This window comes from Tenacibaculum maritimum NCIMB 2154, assembly GCF_900119795.1.
In the GTDB taxonomy this organism is placed as follows: Bacteria; Bacteroidota; Bacteroidia; order Flavobacteriales; family Flavobacteriaceae; genus Polaribacter; species Polaribacter maritimus.
In genome coordinates this window covers 1,784,781-1,805,984 of record NZ_LT634361.1, presented here as the reverse complement: position 1 = coordinate 1,805,984, position 21,204 = coordinate 1,784,781, and the positions used below count along the sequence as shown (strand labels likewise).

General features: G+C 31.8%; 20 protein-coding genes. 8 read left to right on the top strand and 12 right to left on the bottom strand.

Annotation, left to right across the window (positions count from 1 at the left end):
• Positions 1-3 precede the first annotated feature (3 nt).
• Positions 4-1,098: a 4Fe-4S dicluster domain-containing protein gene (locus tag MARIT_RS08110; RefSeq protein WP_100211243.1), complete on the top strand. Its 1,095-nt coding sequence runs from the start codon at positions 4-6 to the stop codon at positions 1,096-1,098.
• A gap of 94 nt (positions 1,099-1,192) precedes the next feature.
• Entirely contained in the window at positions 1,193-2,410 is a 1,218-nt protein-coding gene (dsrP, locus tag MARIT_RS08105; RefSeq protein WP_100211242.1) for a sulfate reduction electron transfer complex DsrMKJOP subunit DsrP, read from the top strand.
• A 78-nt stretch (positions 2,411-2,488) separates the two neighbouring features.
• On the opposite strand, the gene rlmD is transcribed toward dsrP, so the two are convergent.
• From rlmD to MARIT_RS08090, 3 genes are all read right to left on the bottom strand, one after another.
• A complete protein-coding gene (gene rlmD / locus MARIT_RS08100; protein WP_100211241.1) occupies positions 2,489-3,940 on the bottom strand; it encodes a 23S rRNA (uracil(1939)-C(5))-methyltransferase RlmD in 1,452 nt (483 codons plus the stop codon).
• A gap of 116 nt (positions 3,941-4,056) precedes the next feature.
• The gene (locus tag MARIT_RS08095; protein WP_157926228.1) at positions 4,057-5,214 is read right to left on the bottom strand and encodes a mechanosensitive ion channel; all 1,158 of its coding nucleotides are present in this window, start codon (positions 5,212-5,214) and stop codon (positions 4,057-4,059) included.
• A 183-nt stretch (positions 5,215-5,397) separates the two neighbouring features.
• Positions 5,398-6,231: a zinc metalloprotease gene (locus tag MARIT_RS08090; RefSeq protein WP_100211239.1), complete on the bottom strand. Its 834-nt coding sequence runs from the start codon at positions 6,229-6,231 to the stop codon at positions 5,398-5,400.
• Between MARIT_RS08090 and MARIT_RS08085 the strand changes: the two genes are divergently transcribed.
• Together MARIT_RS08085 and rocD are read left to right on the top strand one after the other, a co-directional pair.
• Entirely contained in the window at positions 6,230-6,424 is a 195-nt protein-coding gene (locus MARIT_RS08085) for a hypothetical protein (RefSeq protein ID WP_024740511.1), read from the top strand. The two genes, MARIT_RS08090 and MARIT_RS08085, sit on opposite strands and share 2 nt — an antisense overlap.
• Before the next feature lie 645 nt (positions 6,425-7,069).
• The gene (gene rocD / locus MARIT_RS08080) at positions 7,070-8,308 is read left to right on the top strand and encodes an ornithine--oxo-acid transaminase (RefSeq protein ID WP_100211238.1); all 1,239 of its coding nucleotides are present in this window, start codon (positions 7,070-7,072) and stop codon (positions 8,306-8,308) included.
• Positions 8,309-8,359: 51 nt separating this feature from the next.
• Here the strand turns inward: rocD and MARIT_RS08075 are convergent, their stop codons facing one another.
• From MARIT_RS08075 to MARIT_RS08065, 3 genes are read right to left on the bottom strand one after another with little or no spacing between them, the layout of a single operon-like run.
• Positions 8,360-8,680, bottom strand: a complete 321-nt coding sequence (locus MARIT_RS08075; RefSeq protein ID WP_100211237.1) for a CCC motif membrane protein — start codon at positions 8,678-8,680, stop codon at positions 8,360-8,362.
• A 4-nt stretch (positions 8,681-8,684) separates the two neighbouring features.
• Positions 8,685-8,969 carry a DUF2752 domain-containing protein gene (locus MARIT_RS08070; protein ID WP_024740508.1) on the bottom strand — a complete coding sequence of 95 codons (285 nt, stop codon included), beginning with the start codon at positions 8,967-8,969 and terminating at the stop codon, positions 8,685-8,687.
• A gap of 14 nt (positions 8,970-8,983) precedes the next feature.
• On the bottom strand, positions 8,984-9,307 hold the full coding sequence (locus MARIT_RS08065) for a YbaB/EbfC family nucleoid-associated protein (protein WP_024740507.1): 324 nt from the start codon (positions 9,305-9,307) through the stop codon (positions 8,984-8,986).
• Between the two features lie 71 nt (positions 9,308-9,378).
• Here MARIT_RS08065 and MARIT_RS08060 point away from each other — a divergent pair, with 71 nt between their 5' ends.
• Together MARIT_RS08060 and MARIT_RS08055 are read left to right on the top strand one after the other, a co-directional pair.
• A complete protein-coding gene (locus MARIT_RS08060; RefSeq protein WP_407281488.1) occupies positions 9,379-11,547 on the top strand; it encodes a S9 family peptidase in 2,169 nt (722 codons plus the stop codon).
• A gap of 102 nt (positions 11,548-11,649) precedes the next feature.
• Positions 11,650-12,687 (top strand): PLP-dependent cysteine synthase family protein, encoded by a 1,038-nt coding sequence (locus tag MARIT_RS08055; RefSeq protein WP_024740505.1) that lies wholly within the window; start codon positions 11,650-11,652, stop codon positions 12,685-12,687.
• A gap of 93 nt (positions 12,688-12,780) precedes the next feature.
• Here the strand turns inward: MARIT_RS08055 and MARIT_RS08050 are convergent, their stop codons facing one another.
• Entirely contained in the window at positions 12,781-14,055 is a 1,275-nt protein-coding gene (locus MARIT_RS08050; protein WP_231975102.1) for an exo-beta-N-acetylmuramidase NamZ family protein, read from the bottom strand.
• A gap of 4 nt (positions 14,056-14,059) precedes the next feature.
• On the opposite strand from MARIT_RS08050, the gene MARIT_RS08045 reads away from it, so the two are divergent.
• A complete protein-coding gene (locus MARIT_RS08045) occupies positions 14,060-15,292 on the top strand; it encodes an ABC transporter permease (protein ID WP_024740503.1) in 1,233 nt (410 codons plus the stop codon).
• A gap of 22 nt (positions 15,293-15,314) precedes the next feature.
• On the top strand, positions 15,315-16,673 hold the full coding sequence (locus tag MARIT_RS08040) for a pyridoxal-phosphate dependent enzyme (protein ID WP_100211235.1): 1,359 nt from the start codon (positions 15,315-15,317) through the stop codon (positions 16,671-16,673).
• Positions 16,674-16,892: 219 nt separating this feature from the next.
• Here the strand turns inward: MARIT_RS08040 and lipA are convergent, their stop codons facing one another.
• The 5 genes from lipA to MARIT_RS08015 form a co-directional block, all read right to left on the bottom strand.
• Complete coding sequence (gene lipA, locus MARIT_RS08035; protein ID WP_024740501.1) at positions 16,893-17,765, bottom strand: lipoyl synthase; 873 nt, start codon at positions 17,763-17,765, stop codon at positions 16,893-16,895.
• A gap of 38 nt (positions 17,766-17,803) precedes the next feature.
• Complete coding sequence (locus tag MARIT_RS08030; RefSeq protein ID WP_100211234.1) at positions 17,804-19,024, bottom strand: Nramp family divalent metal transporter; 1,221 nt, start codon at positions 19,022-19,024, stop codon at positions 17,804-17,806.
• 43 nt (positions 19,025-19,067) lie between these two features.
• Positions 19,068-19,571, bottom strand: a complete 504-nt coding sequence (locus MARIT_RS08025; protein ID WP_084339850.1) for an RNA polymerase sigma factor — start codon at positions 19,569-19,571, stop codon at positions 19,068-19,070.
• A gap of 50 nt (positions 19,572-19,621) precedes the next feature.
• Positions 19,622-20,665: a glycosyltransferase gene (locus MARIT_RS08020; protein ID WP_231975097.1), complete on the bottom strand. Its 1,044-nt coding sequence runs from the start codon at positions 20,663-20,665 to the stop codon at positions 19,622-19,624.
• Between the two features lie 78 nt (positions 20,666-20,743).
• A complete protein-coding gene (locus MARIT_RS08015; protein ID WP_024740497.1) occupies positions 20,744-20,947 on the bottom strand; it encodes a hypothetical protein in 204 nt (67 codons plus the stop codon).
• Positions 20,948-21,204 lie beyond the last annotated feature (257 nt).

The window sequence follows — 21,204 nt, the reverse complement described above, 5'->3', positions numbered from 1 at the left end:
AGGATGAGCATTAACAGAAAAAAATGGTTTACGCTAAACCTAAATAATAAAGAGCAAAACCAATTACCATCTTGTAGTTGCGATAAACAAGAAGGAACTCGTAATAATTTTTATGAAAAAACAATAGTAACTCCTGTAGGAGAAGAAAGCGTTAAAGATGGTTTTGATCAGGTTTTTGAAGTACCTATGAATAGGAGGAATGCTTTTAAAAAGTTGACAGCAAGTTTATTAATAGGGGCAGGAGCAGTAACTACATCATGTAGTGTTTCAGCAAGTAGTGATGCTAAAGAAGAAGCACAAATAGATTGGGAAGAGCAGTTTAAAGGAAATTATAAATTAATGACAAATGAAGAAAAGAAGGCCACCGTAAATAGACTGGTTCGTTCTTATGAATTACGAACAGGTAAGCATATTAATATGTCTTCTGCAAATGCAGAGAGAGAAGTATTATTTGGTTATGCATTTAATATTTCTAAATGTCGAGGATATATGGATTGCATTAATGCTTGCGTAGCTGAGAATAATCAAGATAGGAACTCACAAATGGAGTATATTCGAATTCATGAAATCAAAAAAGGTAAAGGCTTTAATTTTAATGAAGCAGATGATAACTATTATCATGAAGTACCGGCAGAAGGGCATTTTTATATGGGAACTCAATGTTTTCATTGTGATAATCCTCCATGTGTAAAGGTATGTCCAGTACAAGCTACTTGGAGAGAAGAAGACGGGCTGGTTGTGGTAGATTATGATTGGTGTGTAGGATGCAGGTATTGTATGGCGGCTTGCCCTTATGATGGAAGAAGATTTAATTGGAGTACACCAGAAGTGCCTGAAGAAGTTTTAAATAAAAATCAACATTATTTAGGAAATAGAATGCGTAAAAAGGGAGTCATGGAAAAATGTACTTTTTGCGTACAACGTTCAAGAGCTGGAAAAAATCCTGCTTGTGTTGAAGCTTGTCCAACAGGAGCGCGAATTTTTGGAAATTTATTAGATCCAAAGAGTACTATCCGATGGGTTTTAGAAAATAAAAAAGTATTTAGATTAAAAGAAGATTTAGGAACAGAACCAAAGTTTTGGTATTTTATGGATTAGTTCATAATAGCTGTATATGCACAAAATAAATCATTTTTGTTTGTGTAATAAATAAAATAAGAGAAATAAAAGAAGTTTTTAATAAAAAGGTAAAATGAGAAGATTTAAAGTTTTTACAAGTTTAGTAAAAGATAGTTTAGAGGTGATAACACATGGTTCTAGAAGGTATCATTTATGGATGGCCTTTTTAACTTTTGTAATATTAACAGGAATGTATTGTTATTCGATTCAGTTAGAGCATGGATTGAGTGTTACAGGAATGACTGATAGGGTTAGCTGGGGATTATATATTTCTAATTTCACTTTTTTAGTTGGGGTTGCAGCAGCGGCCGTAATGTTAGTGATGCCAACCTATGTATTGAAGGATATAGATTTTAAACAGGCTGTTTTAATAGGAGAAGGACTTGCAGTGGCGGCGCTACTTATGTGTTTAGCTTTTGTAATAGCAGATATGGGAGGTCCTGCTGTCTTATGGCATATGATTCCAGGGATAGGAGTTTTTAACTTCCCTAATTCAATGTTAGCTTGGGATGTTATAGCTCTCAATGGTTATTTGTTTATCAATATAAGTATTCCTTTTTATATTTTATTTAGACATTATCAAGGAAAAGAGTCTAAAAAGAGTGTATATCTTCCAGGGGCATTACTTTCTGTATTTTGGGCTGTAGGGATTCATTTAGTAACTGCATTTTTATACCAAGGATTACAGGCTAGACCTTTCTGGAACAATGCGTTGTTAGGCCCTCGATTTTTAGCATCAGCATTTGCTGCAGGACCCGCTTTAATTATTTTAGTATTGGCTGTTATAAGAAGCTTTACTATTTTTAATATAGAAGACAAAACAATAAAAAAGATAGCATTGGTGGTAACGGTTGCTGCGCAGATTAATATTATAATGTTAGTATCAGAATTGTTTAAGGAGTTTTATGCACCAACTCATCATAGTGAAAGTGCTTACTATTTATTTTTTGGACTTCATGGAAAAACGGCTTTATTACCTTGGATTTGGACAGCCATTTCTTTAAATGTACTAGCTACAGTGATTTTGACTTTTCATAAACTTCGAAATAATTTAAAGGCACTTTATTTCGCATGTTTTATATTATTTATAGGTATATGGATTGAAAAAGGGTTTGGATTGATTGTTCCAGGGTTTATTCCTGGACCTTATGGAACAATAGCAGAATATACGCCTACTGGTATCGAAATAGGAGTAACTTTAGGTATTTGGGCAATGGGGGCGCTTGTATTTACTATTTTAGCTAGAACAGCAATTCAAATAGAAACAGGAAAATTGAGATATAAAAGATAAAGAAATAAATATACCTTAAAATACTTAGCCACCCCATTATCAAAATGGGGTGGCTAAATTTGTATTATATAAGTGGTTTTATTTTTCAAATAGAACAACAGTTTCTATATGTGATGTATGAGGAAATTGATCTACTAAGCTAATTTTTTTAATCGTATAGCCTGCTAGCATTAATTGCTCAGTATCTCTAGCTTGTGTTGCAGGATTGCAAGAAACATATATCATTCTGTCTGCATTTAAAGCAATTATCTTACGAAGCGTTTTCGGAGATATTCCTGCACGGGCAGGGTCTAAAATAATTGTTTTAATCTTGTTTTTATATTGTGGATGTTCTGTAAGAAATTTACCGACATCAGCAGCATAAAACTGAAGTCCTTCAATATTATTTCTTTTAGCATTTTTCTTAGCATCTTCAATGGCAGAAGCAATAATATCAACACCTACAATTTTGGTGTTTTTACTTTTTGAAGCCACTATTTGGCCGATAGTTCCTGTACCGCAAAATAAGTCCATTACTACTGTGTTATCTACAGCTTCTTTATTCTCAAGTACATATTCAACTACTTTACTATATAGTTTTTCAGCACATTTAGGGTTGGTTTGAAAAAAGCTTTTCATGCTGATTTCAAAATTTAAACCTAATAATTCTTCTACAATTTTATCTTTGCCATCTATTAGTTGAATACTCCCACTAGTAGCAATAGTTCGGTCACCTATTTCATCATTAATAGTGTGCAATAAACCAGCAAATCGACTTCCAAAGAGATCTTTGAGTAATGTAGCAAAGGCAGGCAAATCAAATTTAGATAAGTCGTATGAAGTAGTTACCAGATTGAACAATAATTGATCTGTTTTATATGACTTTCTAACGACGAAATACCTAAAAAAACCTTCTTTTTTAGGCCCGTGCCAAGGAGCTAACCCTGTTTTTTCGCAGTATTTTCTAATAATTCTTAATTGATCCTCAACCTGTTTGTCAAATAATCCAGAGTCTTTCTCTAAATTATCACCCATCCACCAAGTTCCTCTTCTTTTAAAGCCTAATGTAAATTCGTCAACGTCGGTTTTATGAGTTCTATCATAACCAATAGCTGAAAAGCCATACTCCATTTTATTTCGATAATGAAAAACGTTAGGAGAAGCAACAAATTCATCAAAAGCATCTTCAATAGTATCCACTTTTCCAATTCTTTTAAAAAGAGATAACGTACTTTCTTTTTTGTATTGGTGTTGTAAATTAATAGGCAATTGTATGTAAGGAGCGCCTGGTATATCTTGAAAAGGTACAGCTATTTCATCTTCGGAGTGTTGTAAAACATCTATTAGTTTACATTCAGCATATTTTTTACTAGATTTTTTAACCTGTGCTTTTACGGTTTGTCCAGGGAATGTATTGGGTACAAAAACAACAAACTCTCCATGTTCAGAACGAATTTTTCCGATTCCTTTTCCTCCAAAGGCATAATCTTCTATTTTTAATTCTAAAATCTGACCTCTTTTTACAAATTTATTTCGTTCTCTTCTTGGCATTATTTATGAAATTAGTGGATGCAAAAGTATTAAAATATGGTGTCTTTTTAAGTTTAAAAAATAAAAAAGACTATCATCGAGATAGCCTTCTTAACGAATTATATAAATTCAGGGATTTATTTCTTATTAAATCGATTTAATATTCTTTCCATTTGTTTACCAGCAGCTTCTCGACCTCCTAAGCCAAAAGAAAGTACAATGGTTAGGGCTACAGTTCCAAGAGTAATACCGAAAGCTAGGTTGATAATATCATTTGCAATTCCCATTCTGCGCAATCCTATTGCAAGAAAAATAGCTAGAATAGCTGTTTTTATAATGCTAGCAATAAATTTATTATCATCGCTTTTCATAAAATTTTTAACAGCAACATGGGCAATCCAATTTCCAATCGCTAGAATGATCAAACCAAATAATACATTTCCTGCCAAATGCACAATAGTATTCATCATTTCAGAAAGTTTATCAAATTGTAATTGATCAATAGCAGTCATTAAGCCAAATACGATGATAAATGCATACACTACATTAGCTATTAGTTTTTCAATATTTTTTTTACCTATAAAAGAATCTAGTTGAGCGCTTTTAAAAATTTCATTAAGATTTAAACTGTCTAATAAATCTTTTAATAAATTGCTTAAGAATTTACCTCCTATCGTAAATATAATGATGATAAGAGAAGCTACTAATACTTTAGGAATAGCATTAAAAAAGCTTTGTAGCATATTGGTAGCGGGTTCCGATACTGCATTTATGTTTAAAATGTTTAAAGCGGAAATGAGAAGAGGAATAAAAATAAAAATAAAAACCACTTTTCGCAATATGACAACAAGATCTATATGCTCAGGAAGATTTAGTTTAGGCGTAAATTTTTGAATAGCTTCACCAGATACGCCTATAAGTTCTGAAACGATAGTTGCTAGCATATATCCTATATAAGCTACAAGACCAGCTCCTACGATATTAGGAATAAATTGGGTAAATCCGTTTAGCAGATCTTTTACAGGCTCTAATACACTTGTCATTCCCAATTTTTCTAACGCAAGCATAAAAACAAAAACCATTATTAAAGAGTAAATTAATTTAGAAACCAATGCTCCAAAATTTATTTTGTCATTGCTTAAAGTCTTATTTAAACCGCTATTGTTAGTTATTTTTCGGACAACTCTTTTGATTATTCGAGCGATTCCCCATCCCAAAAGAACAATTAATAAGGAGCTAATAGGATTTCCTAAACTACCTGTGATGTTGTTGTAAGTATTTAAAACTTGATCCATCTTTTTGATTTTTAGTATGCTTTTATGACACTTATTTAAAAATTTAGTCACTACTCTAAATATTTTTATGAGGTAGATTGAGAGTTGTCTTTTGTAAGAGAAGAGGTTGTTACATCTTAAATAAAAGAAAAAGACCATCTAAAAGAAAATTAGATGGTCTTTAAGTAAAAAGGAAAAAGTTATTTATTCAGCTATTTTTTCTGATTGGATAGTGTTAATCATGACTTTTCTGTTTTCTTCGTTATAAAAACGATAGGTTACAGGTCCAAAATCAGAAACTAATACCTCATTCGTTCCAGAATGCATTACTGATTTGTACCACCATCCGCTGTCATAGGTAAGATGATCGTAATGTCTTGCGCCAAATATATGACCTAGTTCATGAGCTAGGGTAGAAGTACCTTCTGTACTAATAATCCCTATTCTATAGTTTTCGGTATTACGCTTAGCAATTCCTAAGGTACGTCCGCCGTCAAAAGCGTCTTTTCTAACAAAAATATGAGCTTCTCCGAGAGGTGTTGAGTGAAATAAGGAGGCGTTTTGTGGTATTACGCCAGAGTTTACCCCAATTTCTTTAGTGTAAAATCCAAACCTTTCCAAAATTGTTTTAGAATCCAATCCAAACGTTTTTGATCGTGAAAGAAAAGAAGATCCATCTCTATATTCCACAGTAAAAGAATTAAATGCTTGAAGTTCGCCAAAAGCAAAACCAGCAAATATAAGAGCCTTATCTAAATCCATATCTTCTCCTGATTTGTAAATGATTAATTTCCAGTCAGTTTTTTTTAGAGGATCACCAATACTTCCGTAATATCCAGTAGGTAGTTGGTTTAAAGATGAAGCATTTCTTTTGTAAATAGGGGTATTGGTAATGGGGGGTACAGCACAAAAATCTTCTAGATTAATATTAGGACGTTCAATTAACTTTAATTTAGAGCTAGCTACTGTATCATTTGTAGCGTTTATATTAAAAGAATAAAATTCCTCAGTATCATTTTTTGTGATTCTAATGATCATGTTTATATCTTTATCATCTTTGATAACTCTGGCAGATACAGTATTGTCTGTCGTTTTTAAGAGATATGACTTTTTACTATTAGAGAATCTTAAAAAAGGATCTTCTTCAAGTTCTGTAAAGCTAAATAAGACGTCTTTTATAGATAGATTAAAGCCTTTTCCTTCTGTTAATAAAGAAGAAACAAGTGTATAAATTTGTTGTTCATTTTGAGTTAAATCTAAATTTATATTTGCTTCTACATTTCTTTCTAAGCTAGTAGAAAACTTCTCCTAGGGCAATTCGTTGGGTAATTCAGAATTTTGACAAGAATTAAATACCAAAGCAGCTATTGCTAATGCAGATAAAAGATTGTTTTTTTTCATTTTATTTTAAGATTAAAATTCAAAGAACAAATTAAAGGTAATACTTATGTTTAGAGTGTTAATGGATTGATAAAGAAAAGTTAAGGGGGAAATTTCTTTTTAACTTTTTTTCAATAACATTAACTTAAAAGAGTGTTTTTTATGCATCAAAAAGCGTAAGATAAACGAGGCTATAAAGATATTGGGTTTGCCTAAGTTTTAGGGGTTGCTAGAAAATTATTGTTCAGAGTACTTTTTTAACTTTTTTGTTTTCGTAACAATGCTATGTGTGCTAAAAAGGAGGGGGAATCAATGTTTGTTTAAATTCTGAAAGTTTATGGAAGTTCATCTAAATAAGATTTTATTAAATTCTGAATATTTAGTAAATTGCAAATCTTTTAGGGATGATTTCTTTCCCACGCTGAATTTTCGAACTCTTCGAAAGGATAAAGGTAGATAAGGAATAGTTATTTTATAAATTCATAAATTATTAAAAATGGCTGTTTTAGACCAATTAACTTCGCAACAAGCGATCGATTTAGAAAATAAACATGGAGCGCATAACTATCATCCGCTACCAGTAGTTTTAAGTAAAGGAGAAGGTGTGTATGTATGGGATGTAGAAGGTAAAAAATATTATGATTTTTTATCAGCATATTCTGCGGTAAACCAAGGGCATTGCCATCCTAAAATAGTAGGAGCAATGGTTCATCAAGCTCAAACCTTAACATTAACTTCAAGAGCATTTTATAATGATATGCTAGGGAGGTATGAAAAATTTGCAACAGAGCTATTTGGTTTTGATAAACTACTACCAATGAATACAGGGGCAGAAGCTGTAGAAACAGCTTTAAAGTTATGTAGAAAATGGGCTTATGAAGTAAAAAAGATAGATGAGAATGATGCTCAGATTGTAGTTTGTGAGAATAACTTTCATGGTCGTACGACTACTATCATCTCTTTTTCAAATGACCCTGTAGCTCGCAAAAACTTTGGTCCTTTTACTAATGGTTTTATCAAAATAGGATATGATGATTTAGATGCTTTGGAAAATACACTAAAGTCAAATCCAAATATTGCTGGATTTTTAGTAGAGCCTATTCAAGGAGAAGCGGGAGTATATGTTCCTTCTGAAGGATATTTATCAGGAGCTAAAGCTTTGTGTGAGAAGTATAATGTATTGTTTATAGCTGATGAGGTACAAACAGGAATTGCTCGTACAGGAAAGATGTTAGCAGTAGATCATGAAAATGTGAAGCCAGATATCCTAATTTTAGGGAAGGCTCTTAGTGGTGGAGCATATCCAGTATCAGGAGTATTGGCAAATGATAATATTATGAAAGTGATTAAACCAGGAAATCACGGATCTACATTTGGAGGAAATCCAGTAGCTGCTGCGGTTGCTATTGCAGCTTTAGAGGTAGTAAAAGAAGAAGATTTAGCTAATAATGCAGAAGCTTTAGGAAAAGTGTTTAGAGCTGAATTAGCAGAGTTTGCTAAAGAAAATGATTTGGTGAAAGCTGTGAGGGGGAAAGGTTTATTAAACGCTATTTTAATCAATGATACAGAGGAAAGCTCAACAGCTTGGGATATTTGTATCAAGCTTCGAGATAATGGCTTACTAGCAAAACCAACTCATGGAAATATCATTCGTTTTGCTCCACCTTTGGTAATGAGCGAAGAACAATTGAGAGATTGTATTGCAATTATAAAGAAAACAATTTCAGAATTTTAATGAAATCAGAAAAGTTGTGATAAAAAAAGGAGCGGTTAACCGCTCCTTTTTTTATTGTTCGTATTGCTCCATTAATATTCTGGATTGTTCTATAAGATTATCCCAACCAATCGTGTAAATTTGGTAGAAAGTATAAGCAATATATAGCAGGTTTATTATTAGTACTACCAGTGCAATTATTTTTCCTGTATAAATATTATCCTGATCAGTATATCTTTTAGGGTAAGCATAATACTTATTAAGCTCAGAAGTAGCTATAAAGTAAGCAATTCCAGAAGGAATGGCTCCTAATCCTATACAACAACATAAAGGAAGCCCTAAGATGGCTAAAATATAAACCAGTGTTGCATATTGTAATTTTTGTGTTTCCATAGTTTTAACTATTTTTTAAAAAGAAGTTACCAATGATTAATAGTAGGCTCAGTAAGCTAAGGATTCGTATGATTTTTGAGGCATTTTTAAATTTATATTTTAAATTTAAAAGAATAAATGTAATTAGTACTATCAAAGTATAAATAGCAGGATACATTTTAAAAGCCTCTATAAATTGCCCATGAATAAGTAACGCGACTGCTCTTTGAAAACCGCAGCCCATACAGCTAATGCCTAATAACCGTTTATTAAGACAAGGAAGCATATATTCTTCTATCTGTAAAGGCATATTAAGGAGGCTAATTATTTAAAGAAATCCATTCCAGGAATATTTGGCATTCCCTCTTTAGCGGCCATTCCCATCTCATGCTCATTAATATCTCCTGCTTTTTTTAAGGCTTTATTTAGAGTAATAATTAAGTAATCTTCTAATTCTTCATTATCAGAAAGTAATTTATCATTGATATTGATAGCTTTAATTTCTTTATTAGCAGTTACGGTAACTTTAATATTGCCATCAGAAGAAGTTTCATCAATTAAAACATTATTTAAACGCTGTTTAGTTTCTTCTACTTTTTGTTGAGTTTCTTTTAATTTACTCATCATTCCAGAAATATCTCCGAACATTATTTTGTATTTAAGGTTTATTTGTAGCAAATTTAATATTTTCAAAGCAAATAAGAAGGAATCAATGTAAAATGAACAAAATAATACCAGTAGTTATTGCTTTTAACCTTATTTTTGTATTCGCTTGTAAAAATGATACAATGAAGAAAAATAACATGGAAGCACCTATAGCAGATAAAGAGCCAAAAAAATTAGAAAAACATGGAGACGTTAGAATAGATAATTATTTTTGGATGCGTTTGTCTGATGAGCAGAAAAATGCCGCAGAAAAAGATAGTCAAACTCAAAAAGTATATGATTATTTGAATGCTGAGAATGCGTATTTTGATAAAATGACTTTCAATACAAAAGATTTTCAGGAAGAGTTGTTTGAAGAAATGAAAGGGCGTATAAAAGAAGATGATGCATCTGTACCTTATAAGAGTAATGGGTATTTTTATATAACTCGTTATGAAAAAGGAAGTCAATATCCTATCTACTCTCGAAAGAAGCGCACTTTAGAGGCAATTGAAGAGATATTATTTAATGTGAATGATGAAGCAAAAGGGCATGATTATTTTCAGTTGGGAGGTTTAAATATATCACCAGATAATAAATTGGCTGCATTTGCAATTGATACAGTAAGTAGAAGGCAGTATGTGATTAAGGTAAAGAATCTTGAAACGGGTGAAATTTATCCAGATGAGATAAAAAATACAACTGGAGGCTCTGTTTGGGCGAATGATAATAAAACATTGTTTTACACAAAGAAAGATCCTTTAACCTTGCGTAGTTCAAAAATTTTTAAACATATTTTAGGAACTTCTCCTGATGATGATGTAGAAGTATTTGAGGAAAAGGATGATACTTTTGGAGTGTTTGTAACTAAAACAAAGTCGAAAAAGTATATTGTAATAGGTTCTTATAGCACTGTTTCTTCTGAGTATCAGGTATTAGAAGCTAATGATCCAACAGGTAATTTTAAACTGATTCAGCCTAGAGAAAGAGACTTAGAATACGATATAGCACATTATCAAGATTGCTTTTATATTAAAACAAATAAGGATGGAGCAATCAATTTTAAGTTAATGAAAACACCTGAAAATAAAACGGAGAAAGAGAATTGGGTAGATGTGATTCCGCATAGAGAGGATACCTTATTGGAAGACATGTCCATTTTTAAAGATTACTTAGTTTTAGAAGAACGTAGTGAAGGATTAAGTAAAATACGAATAAAACGTTGGGATGAAACAGAAGATTATTATCTGCCATTTGAAGAGGAAACATATTCGGTAGGAGTGTATTCAAATCCTGATTTTGATACAGATGTGATTCGTTATTCATACAATTCAATGACAACTCCTAGTTCAGTGATTGATTTTAATATGAAATCTCAAACAAAAGAAGTAAAGAAAGAGCAAGAGGTTTTAGGAGGTAAGTTTGACAAGCAAAACTATACAAGCAAGCGAATTTGGGCTCAGGCTAGAGACGGTAAAAAAGTAGCTATTTCTTTAGTTTACAGAAAAGATTTACAAATTAATGAAAATACGCCTGTATTACAGTATGCTTATGGCTCATATGGATATACGATTCCTGATGGGTTTAGTACTACTCGTTTAAGTTTATTAGATAGAGGTTTCATTTATGCTTTGGCGCATATAAGAGGAAGCCAATATTTAGGAAGAGATTGGTATGAGGATGGTAAAATGCTATTTAAAAAGAATACTTTTACTGATTTTGTTGACTGTTCTAAGTATTTAATAGAGAAAGGATACACGTCTCCAAAACATTTGTATGCAATGGGAGGTTCAGCGGGAGGATTATTGATGGGAGCTGTTATTAATATGAATCCAGAATTGTATAATGGAATTATTGCAGCGGTACCTTTTGTAGATGTAATTTCAACGATGCTAGATGATAGTATTCCATTAACAACAGGAGAATATGATGAATGGGGAAATCCTAATAATAAGGAGTATTATGATTATATAAAATCGTATTCGCCATACGATCAGGTAACAGCTAAGCAATATCCGAATATGTTGGTTACCACAGGGTTGCATGATAGTCAAGTACAATACTGGGAACCAGCGAAATGGGTGGCAAAATTACGTGATTTAAAAACAGATAAAAATGTATTATATCTTCATACGAATATGGAAGCAGGACATGGAGGAGCTTCAGGAAGGTTTGATGCATTAAAGGAAACTGCAAGAGAATATACTTTCTTTTTAGCTTTAGAAGACAAGTTGAAAAAATAACGTATTTTTGCGCTCAGTTGAATAATTGTCATTTTAAGTGGGATAAAACCGACCGGTATTTGGCTTTTTACTTCGCTTATAACTACATTTTATTTACAATTAATGGTAAGAAATCAAGGAATTACACAAAATATTTTAGAACTTGTTGGGGAAACTCCCTTAGTTAAACTTCATAACATCACTAAAAATTTAAAAGGTAATTACTATGCTAAGCTGGAAGCTTTTAACCCAGGACATTCTGCTAAAGATAGAATAGCGTTGCATATCATAAGAAGTGCTGAAAAAAAAGGGATTATAAAACCAGGTGATACGATTGTAGAAACAACTTCAGGAAACACAGGTTTTAGTTTGGCTATGATAAGTATTGTTAAGGGATATAAATGTATTTTGGCAGTTAGTAATAAATCTTCTCAAGATAAAATAGATATGCTAAAAGCATTGGGAGCAGAAGTTCATGTATGCCCTGCGAATGTTCCAGCAGATGACCCTCGTTCTTATTACGAGGTAGCAAAAAGATTGCATAGAGAACATCCTGAATCAATTTACATTAACCAATATTTCAACGAACTAAATATAGAAGCTCATTATGAAACCACAGGACCAGAAATTTGGGAGCAAACAAAGGGTAAGGTAACTCATGTGGTTGTGGCAAGTGGAACGGGAGGAACTATTTCAGGAACAGGAAAATATCTGAAAGAACAAAATCCATCCATAAAAGTATTGGGCGTTGATGCAGTAGGGTCAGTTTTGAAGAAATATCATGAAACAGGTGAATTTGATGAGTCAGAAATAAGTCCATATAAAATAGAAGGTCTAGGTAAGAATTTAATACCAACGGCAACAGATTTTGATATTATTGATGTTTATGAAAAAGTAACTGACAAAGAAGCCGCATTTAAAGCACGTGAAATAGTAAAAACAGAAGGAATATTTCCAGGTTATACTAGTGGTGCAGTGATGCAAGCTACCCAACAATATGCAGATAAAGGTTATTTTGATGAAAACAGTTTTGTTGTAGTTATTTTTCCAGACCATGGCTCTCGTTATATGAATAAGATTTATTCAGATGAATGGATGAGAGCGCAAGGTTTTTTAAATGCTAGTAGTCAAAAGAATATAGAAGTTCAATATATGGAGTAGTAACCAAGAAGGAAACTTCGTTAACAATTAAAAAAAAGAGCAATTTATTCGTATATATTTTGCTCTTTTTTAGTTGATTAACCTAAGAAAAAACTACTTATAGAGCAAATATTTTTCTCTTACTTTTTTAAACACGTTCAAATCTTCTTCCCAAGAGGCTCTTATGTCTTTTTCAGAAAAGCCTTTAGTTATTTGTAATTGTAATTCTTCTGTTCCAGCTAATTTTGTAAAAAAAGGATTCCAAAATACTGTCTTTACGCTAGAGGTTTGCTTATAAGCTTTTAATAGCCATGATAAATTTAGTTGATTCATAGAAGGTGTCTGACTAAGATTTTCACCATAGCAAATTTTATTTTCGTGTTTCGGGTATTTGGCTCCTTCATTTGGTTTAGGAGTAAAGAAGAACTTTGTTTTATTTAAATAAGGAGAACCATAAATTTGAAATTGCTTGTTAGTGCCCCTTCCTACTGAAACATTTGTGCCTTCAAAGAAACATAAGCTAGGATATAAGTTTATAGCAATTTTATTAGGTAGGTTAGGAGATGGTTTTATGGGTAAATTATAAGAATCTTTATGGGTATAGTTTTTTAATGGTATTACAGATAAGTTGCATCGAATTCCATCTTTCATCCACTTTTCACCATTAATCATCTGTCCATATTCTCCTATAGTCATTCCGTAAACGACAGGAACAGGATGCATACCAACAAAACTTTTAAAGTTGCTTTTTAATACAGGGCCATCAATATAATGCCCATTTGGATTAGGTCTATCTAAAATAATTACAGGAATTCCAGCCTCAGCACAAGCTTCCATTACATAATGTAAAGAAGAGATATAAGTATAAAAGCGAGTACCAACATCTTGAATATCAAATAGAACGATATCAATTCCTTTTAAGTGGTTTAGAGAAGGCTTTTTATTTTTACCATACAGAGAAATCACAGGAAGCCCTGTTTGGGTATCAATGCCATCTTTAATAAGCTCACCGGCATCTGCTTTACCTCGGAATCCGTGTTCAGGAGCAAATACCTTTTTAATATGTATGTTTTTATAACGATGTAGGTAATCTACTAAATGTAAAGTTACATTTTTACTTCCCATAATATTAGGAGCTACCTCTGATCTTTTCGGGACAGATAAGATAGAAGTTTGGTTAGCAACAATAGCAATGCTCTTGTTTTTGAGCCTATCAATATATAATGTTGTTCTGTCTGCTCCTGTTTTTATGATATTAACGTTGTTTTTTTTTATTTCATCATTTTTTATAGAGATAGCTTTTGATTTTTGAGCACAAGAAATCAGTTGAGAAATCATCAATAAAAGAAAGAATAAATATGTACTTTTGGAGTTACTTAATTTTATCATTAGTTTGAATTACGAATTATTTATAGCCAAACGAATAGCTGCTGGCAAAGCGCATAAAAATAGTATATCGTCGCCAATTATAAAAATTGCAATAACAGCAATTGCATTAGGAATTATCATCATGTTAATTGCGATAGCAACAGCAGCTGGACTGCAGCATAAAATACGTGATAAGATGTCGGGCTTTAAAGGACATATACAAATAACAAACTACGACAATAATAACTCTGATATATCAACAGTTCCTATAAGCAAATACCAAGATTTCTATCCAAATTTTAAAAATATTAAGGGAGTTAGAAATGTTCAAGTTTTTGCAAATAAGGGGGGAGTAATCCGAACGCCAAAAGATTTTGAGGGAGTCATTTTTAAAGGAGTTTCGGGCGATTATGATTGGTCTTTTTTCAAAGAATATTTAGTTGAAGGAAGATTGCCTAACTTCCAACTTAATAGGAATAAGGAGATTATTGTTTCAAGATCGCTGGCAAATCGGCTAAGTTTAAAAGTAAAAGATACCATTCAAGTTTGGTTTGATAGCAAAACAAAAGCTAAATTTAAGCTAAGAAAACCTATTATTGTAGGAATTTACAATACAGGATTTGAGCAATTTGATAAGAATATAGTTATTGGAGATATTCGAGAAGTTCAAAAAATTAATAAATGGGCTGAAAATGAGGTAGGAGGTTTTGAAGTGCTATTAAATAATTTTGACGATGTAGTACAAAAAGGGGATGAAATTTATGGGAGTATAGGGGCTACCTTAAATAGTATGACCATTATTGATAATAACCCTGCTATTTTTGAATGGATAGAGTTGTTTGACAATAATGTATGGTTTATTATTGGTATTATGATTCTTATAGCAGGAATTAACATGATTACAGCCCTTTTGGTCTTAATTTTAGAAAGAGTACAAATGATTGGGATTCTAAAAGCATTAGGAAGTAGCAATTGGAGTATTCGAAAAATCTTCTTATACAATGCTTCTTCTTTAATTTTAAAAGGACTTTTTTGGGGAAATATAATAGGGCTATCTATTTTATTAATTCAAAAATATTTTAAAGTTATTAGTCTAAATCCGGCAACTTATTATGTAACAACAGTTCCTATTCATATCAATATTTTAGCGATACTATTACTTAACGTAGGTACTCTCATTCTATGTTATTTAATGCTTGTGATCCCTTCTTATATTATAACAAAAATTCACCCATCAAAATCCATTCGATTTGCATAAATTTGCAGTTCAAATATAAGAAATGAAGTACGCAAAAAATATATTAGAAACTATAGGAAATACTCCTTTAGTACAATTAAATTCAGTAACAAAGGAAATAGATGCTTTAATATTAGCTAAGGTTGAAACATTTAATCCAGGAAATTCTGTAAAAGACAGGATGGCATTAAAAATGATTGAAGATGCCGAGGCGGATGGACGTTTGAAGCCAGGAGGTACTATTATAGAAGGAACCTCAGGTAATACAGGGATGGGGCTAGCTTTAGCAGCAATTGTTAAAGGTTATAAGTGTATTTTTGTGATTTCAGACAAACAGTCTAAAGAAAAAATGGACATTTTGCGTGCAGTAGGAGCTGAAGTAGTAGTTTGCCCAACAAATGTTGAACCAGATGACCCTCGTTCATATTATTCAGTATCTAAAAGACTAGGAGAAGAAACACCAAATTCATGGTATGTTAATCAATATGATAATCCTTCAAATGCACAAGCTCATTATGAACAAACAGGTCCTGAAATTTGGGAGCAGACAGAAGGGAAAATAACTCATTTTGTAGTAGGAGTAGGAACTGGAGGAACTATTTCGGGAACAGCGAAGTACTTAAAAGAAAAGAACCCGAATATCAAGATTTGGGGAATTGATACTTATGGATCTGTGTTTAAAAAATATCATGAAACAGGTATTTTTGATGAAAATGAGATTTATCCGTATATAACAGAAGGTATTGGAGAAGATATTTTACCTAAAAATGTTGATTTTAGTTTGATAGATGGTTTTACAAAAGTAACAGATAAAGATGCTGCGGTTTATACACGTAAAATAGCTAAAGAAGAAGGGATATTTGTAGGGAATTCAGCAGGGTCAGCTATTAAAGGTTTATTGCAGCTTAAAGATGAATTTAAGAAAGATGATGTTGTTGTTGTGTTGTTTCATGATCATGGAAGTAGGTATGTAGGTAAGATGTTTAATGATGATTGGATGAAGGATAGAGGTTTTCTAGAGAAGGAAGTAACAACTGCTGAAGATCTAGTAAAATCTCATATAGAAGAACCTATGGTAACTATTCAAACAGAAGAATTAGTATCACATGCAATAGAAAGAATGCGCCATTTTAAGATTTCACAGATACCTGTAAGAGATATTAATGGCTTTGTTGGATCGGTAGATGAAACAGCTTTGCTAAGAAGCTATTTGACAGATAAAGATATAGCAGATACTCCTATTAGAGAAGTAATGGGGGCACCTTATCCAATAGTAAAGAAAGGAACTTCTATTGAAGATGTTTCTAAGTTAATTACTAAAGATAATCAAGCAGTACTGATTGATTTAGAAAATGGAAAATATCATATCATAACCAAATATGATGTTATTAGTGCAATATAGCATGATTGATAAAAATAATGTAACGTCCTATTTTAAGGCAAGGCATAACCATAAAATAAAAACCATCTCGGAGGAGATGGTTTTTATTTTAATTAACTAATCCAAATATTTATACAATGAAAACAATGCTATATTGCTTCCTTTAGGTATCTTATCAATAGTCAGGCCAAAAAAAAAAAACTAAGTAAAATAACATTTTTTTAACAATTTTAAGAAAGGTTAGCTAGCGTGTTTGTGCGCCTTATAAGAAGATCTAACAAGAGCACCGCTTTCTACGTACATAAAGCCCATTTCAAGACCGAGTTTTTCATATTTTTTAAACTGTTCAGGAGTAATGAACTCTTTAACAGGCAAATGCTTCTTGGTAGGTTGTAAGTATTGTCCAATAGTTATGATGTCCAATCCAACAGCTCGCAAATCTTTCATTGTTTGAATAACCTCTTCTTCAGTTTCTCCTAAACCAAGCATGATACCAGATTTAGTACGCATTCCATTATCTTTGAGGTATTTTAAAACACTTAAACTTCGGTCGTATTTTGCCTGAATACGGACTTCTCTTGTTAAACGTCGTACAGTTTCCATATTATGAGAAACAACTTCAGGAGCTACTTCTATGATACGATCTATTAATTTTTCTTTTCCTTGAAAATCGGGTATTAACGTTTCTAAAGTAGTATTCGGATTTGCCCTTCGAACAGCATTTACAGTCTCGGCCCAAATAATAGACCCTCCATCTTTTAAATCATCCCTATCAACAGAGGTCAAAACGGCATGTTTAATACTCATAAGTTTAATAGAACGAGCTACTTTTTCAGGTTCATCCCACTCCACAGTTTCAGGTCTTCCTGTTTTAACTCCGCAAAATCCGCAAGATCGGGTACAAACATTTCCTAAAATCATGAAAGTAGCAGTACCTTCTCCCCAGCACTCTCCCATATTAGGACAGCTACCACTAGTGCAAATAGTATTTAATTTATATTTATCTACTAATCCTCTTAAATCAGTGTATTTTTTACCAACAGGCAATTTTACACGTAACCATTTTGGTTTTTTTTGCCTTTTTTCAGGAAGTATTGTAGGTTCGTTTATCATTTTAAAAAAATTGAGCTACAAAGTTACAAAGAAAAGAATTATAAATTTGCCAAAAACCATAAGCTAAAACTTATTAAGAAAAGAATGCCAAACCAACTCAGTATCTTGAGCGAGGTAGAAGGGTGATTTTTTTTAGGAGTATGCTTTCCTGTAATAAGCACGTAATTTAAAATAGCATAAAAAGGAGCTGTAAGAAATGATAAGACAGTAGCTATCTTAATAAGAAATCCCATATCAGACAGAAAGAATTGAAGGATAATATACGTACCGATTGCAAGAAAAAGTAACCAAAACCAATAGTTTAACTTCAAAGAGTTGCTAAATATAAGGTAGGTAGTCTTAGCCATTGCCCTAGGAGAAGCATCTAAGGTTGTAAGAGAAGTGCTAAACATAGTTGTAAATGCGGCGATAGCTATAAAAAGATATGAGAAATCCCCTAAATTCTTAGTATATAAATTGATGAGTTGAGAAGCAAAAACACTTCCTTTACTCGAAAAGCTTTCTCCAGAATTATACATAACTAAAGCTCCTAAGATGACAAAGCAAACTCCTAAGAAGAATGTACCTATGTAGCCCACGTTAAAATCGAAAATAGCTTGTTTAGGCTTTATTTTATTGATAGAAGCTTTGTTTTTTTCAACAGACCAAAGAGAATGCCAGATAGAAATATCCAAAGGAGCTGGCATCCAACCTAAAAAAGCAATTAAAAAAGTAATTTCAGTAGAATTGTTAGGTATAATTTGTTTAAAAGAATGTCCTTGTTGGTTATTAAACAGTGCAATGGCTAGTGCTATAACAGTGCTAAAGGTTAGGATAATAATAATATATTTCATAAGATTATCTAGTAATTTATACCTTCCAATTGATAGAATAGAGGTACTTGCTATAGTGATAATTACAGACCATATAACTAAATTATTGGTTAAGCCAAATAGCTGAGAAGCTAAGCCAGCAGTTACGATAGTAACGGCAGCTTGTATGGTAAACATCGTAGCAATATTAATAATATAGTAAGCAATTAAAACCCCTTTACCTAATTTCTTATAACCATCTAATAAGGTTTCTCCCGTTGCAGCAGTATAACGAGGGCCAAATTGAAAAAAAGGGTATTTGAAAAGATTTACAAGAAGTAAAGCCCATAGAAAACCAAAGCCAAATTCAGCACCTGCGCGTGTAGATTGAACCAAATGGGAAACTCCAATAGCTGCTCCTGCAAATAATAAACCAGGGCCTAAAGAATTTAGAAATTTTTTATTCAAAATCTAGGGATTAAAAGTTTTAACTCCCATAAATATATAAAAATTAAGACTTTTTAATGATTTCTGCTAATAACTTTTTAGCACGTAGCAACTTTATTTTTACATTATTCATAGGCTCATTTATTTGCTCTGAGATTTCTTTATAGCTTAACTCTTGAAAATAACGTAAGTTAATTACTTGTTGGTATTTAGGTTTTAATTGCTTTATATCTCTTAGCAACTTTGCTAAATTTTGCTCTCTAATGATTTTATCTTCAGGAGAAGGGGTATCATCGACTACGGAGTAAACTTCGTTTTCTTGTTCTTGAGTCGTTTCAATAGATAAAAAAGGCTTTTTCTTTCTTAAAAAATCTATGTGTACATTTTTTGAAATAGCAATCAACCATGTTTTAAATTGGTATTGTTCGTTGAAAGTTTCTATTTTATTAAAAGCTTTTGAAAATGTTTGAATCGTAATATCTTCCGCATCATTGTCATTATTAGTCCTTTTAAGTTGATAGTTATAAACGCTTCCCCAAAAATAATCTAACAGAAAATTAAATGCCATTTGATTTTTTTTCTTTGCCTTCTGTATATATTCAGATATTATTTCTTTAGTTACTTCCAATTTATGGGTTTTAAAAATCTATTAGTTATAAATATACTGAATTGAAATAATATTAAGATTATTTCAAGGGCGGGAAGAAAAAATAACACTTTAGTTTCTCTTAATCTTCTTGCAGAAGCCCCTACAATGATATACTGTACCAAAAAGTAAGTTAAAAGAATACTTCCAATAACCTTCCAATCTTCATAAAATATTAAGAAAGAAACAGTGCTGATAAATACTATTTTAGAGATCGTAAATAAGTAGAGTAAAAGCTTATGAGAAAGCTTATAATTTTTTGATACATAAAATTGGATTTGCTTTTTAAGATACCATTCTTTCAGTGTTTTAGGTCCATTGGAGTTAATAAAACTATTCATAGATGAACAAATAGCAGTATTTGACCTATTTGCTGCATCTCGAATGAATAGAGAATCTTCTCCAAAGTGAATTTTTATATGATTAATAAAACCTTTAGTTTTAAAAAAGTTAGTTTTGGTATAAGCAATATTCTTAGCATCTCCCATATAAGGAATTCCAAATTTAGCATAGCTAAAGTATTGGATACTTGTTAATAGATTGTCAAATCTAGCGAGTAAGTTCACAAAGGAATACTTTTCTGGTATGTATTTGTTATAGCCAAGAATAATAGATTTTTCATTTGAAAAGTTACTTGTAATCTTAGCAATCCAGTTTTTGGAAAGTGGTTTAGAACCATTTATATCTGTAAATAACAAGTGTTCATTCGTAGCAGCTTTAATTGCAAGCGTAAGAGCATATTTTTTGCTTCCCCAGAAGGCCTCATTATTTTCAACGTTGACTATTTTTATAGTATGATGCTTTTTTTGAAATTTTTCCATGACTTCTAAAGTCTGATCATGAGAGGCATTATTTATTAATACAATTTCAAAATTGCTGTAATTTTGTTGAATGATGGAAGGTAAAAAGTTTAATAGATCTTCAGCATTGTTTTTAACATAAACAATTACGGAAATAGGCAATTCTTTTCTTTTTTTAGCCTTTTCTCTTGAAAAAGCAAATACAGCAAAGCTCAAATAGTAAATTATTTGTATAGATGCACTAATAATAAGGGAAAAGAAAAGAAAAGGGTAAACCATCTAAAAGACAAACTGTTAACTATGTTGTGTGTCAGTGCAAGTATCAAATTGATCGGGTGTTTTTCCACAAAACCCGCAAGCTTCCCCATCTTTATTAAGCATTGGATTTTGGCTAGCACAAGTTCCCGCAAATTTACCATCTTTTTTAGCCCAAATCTTAATAGCAATCCCTGCGAAAGCAAAGGCTAATAATCCTATAGTCACTATAAATAGTTTCATGATATAAAGTTTAATAATGCAAAGATACAGAAAATATAGTATCTAAAAGAGTTTCTTTCAGAGTAGAAAATAGGAGTATTTCTACACTAATTTCCTTTCTTTTTTGAAATAAAGAAGAAATATTAAATACGTGCCTTTTTGAATGAATTAATTTAACTTTTGCAAGTTAAACTTATGTTAATAAGCAGTTGGTTTTTACGTGTTTATACGTTGCTTAGATTTAGTATAAATACTTATTGCAGGTGGTTTATACGTAG

What these genes read in the sequence shown, in the direction of transcription:
- lipA (WP_024740501.1), bottom strand. Translation starts at nt 17,765, where the DNA reads ATGATAAACGAACCTACAATACTTCCTGAAAAAAGGCAAAAAAAACCA.
- MARIT_RS08075 (WP_100211237.1), bottom strand. Translation starts at nt 8,680, where the DNA reads ATGGAAACACAAAAATTACAATATGCAACACTGGTTTATATTTTAGCC.
- MARIT_RS08090 (WP_100211239.1), bottom strand. Translation starts at nt 6,231, where the DNA reads ATGATCATTAGAATCACAAAAAATGATACTGAGGAATTTTATTCTTTT.
- MARIT_RS08065 (WP_024740507.1), bottom strand. Translation starts at nt 9,307, where the DNA reads ATGTTCGGAGATATTTCTGGAATGATGAGTAAATTAAAAGAAACTCAA.
- MARIT_RS08025 (WP_084339850.1), bottom strand. Translation starts at nt 19,571, where the DNA reads ATGGCATTTAATTTTCTGTTAGATTATTTTTGGGGAAGCGTTTATAAC.
- MARIT_RS08060 (WP_407281488.1), top strand. Translation starts at nt 9,379, where the DNA reads ATGAACAAAATAATACCAGTAGTTATTGCTTTTAACCTTATTTTTGTA.
- MARIT_RS08040 (WP_100211235.1), top strand. Translation starts at nt 15,315, where the DNA reads ATGAAGTACGCAAAAAATATATTAGAAACTATAGGAAATACTCCTTTA.
- MARIT_RS08085 (WP_024740511.1), top strand. Translation starts at nt 6,230, where the DNA reads ATGTTTATATCTTTATCATCTTTGATAACTCTGGCAGATACAGTATTG.
- MARIT_RS08055 (WP_024740505.1), top strand. Translation starts at nt 11,650, where the DNA reads ATGGTAAGAAATCAAGGAATTACACAAAATATTTTAGAACTTGTTGGG.
- rlmD (WP_100211241.1), bottom strand. Translation starts at nt 3,940, where the DNA reads ATGCCAAGAAGAGAACGAAATAAATTTGTAAAAAGAGGTCAGATTTTA.
- dsrP (WP_100211242.1), top strand. Translation starts at nt 1,193, where the DNA reads ATGAGAAGATTTAAAGTTTTTACAAGTTTAGTAAAAGATAGTTTAGAG.
- rocD (WP_100211238.1), top strand. Translation starts at nt 7,070, where the DNA reads ATGGCTGTTTTAGACCAATTAACTTCGCAACAAGCGATCGATTTAGAA.
- MARIT_RS08015 (WP_024740497.1), bottom strand. Translation starts at nt 20,947, where the DNA reads ATGAAACTATTTATAGTGACTATAGGATTATTAGCCTTTGCTTTCGCA.
- MARIT_RS08110 (WP_100211243.1), top strand. Translation starts at nt 4, where the DNA reads ATGAGCATTAACAGAAAAAAATGGTTTACGCTAAACCTAAATAATAAA.
- MARIT_RS08050 (WP_231975102.1), bottom strand. Translation starts at nt 14,055, where the DNA reads ATGATAAAATTAAGTAACTCCAAAAGTACATATTTATTCTTTCTTTTA.
- MARIT_RS08070 (WP_024740508.1), bottom strand. Translation starts at nt 8,969, where the DNA reads ATGCCTTTACAGATAGAAGAATATATGCTTCCTTGTCTTAATAAACGG.
- MARIT_RS08095 (WP_157926228.1), bottom strand. Translation starts at nt 5,214, where the DNA reads ATGGATCAAGTTTTAAATACTTACAACAACATCACAGGTAGTTTAGGA.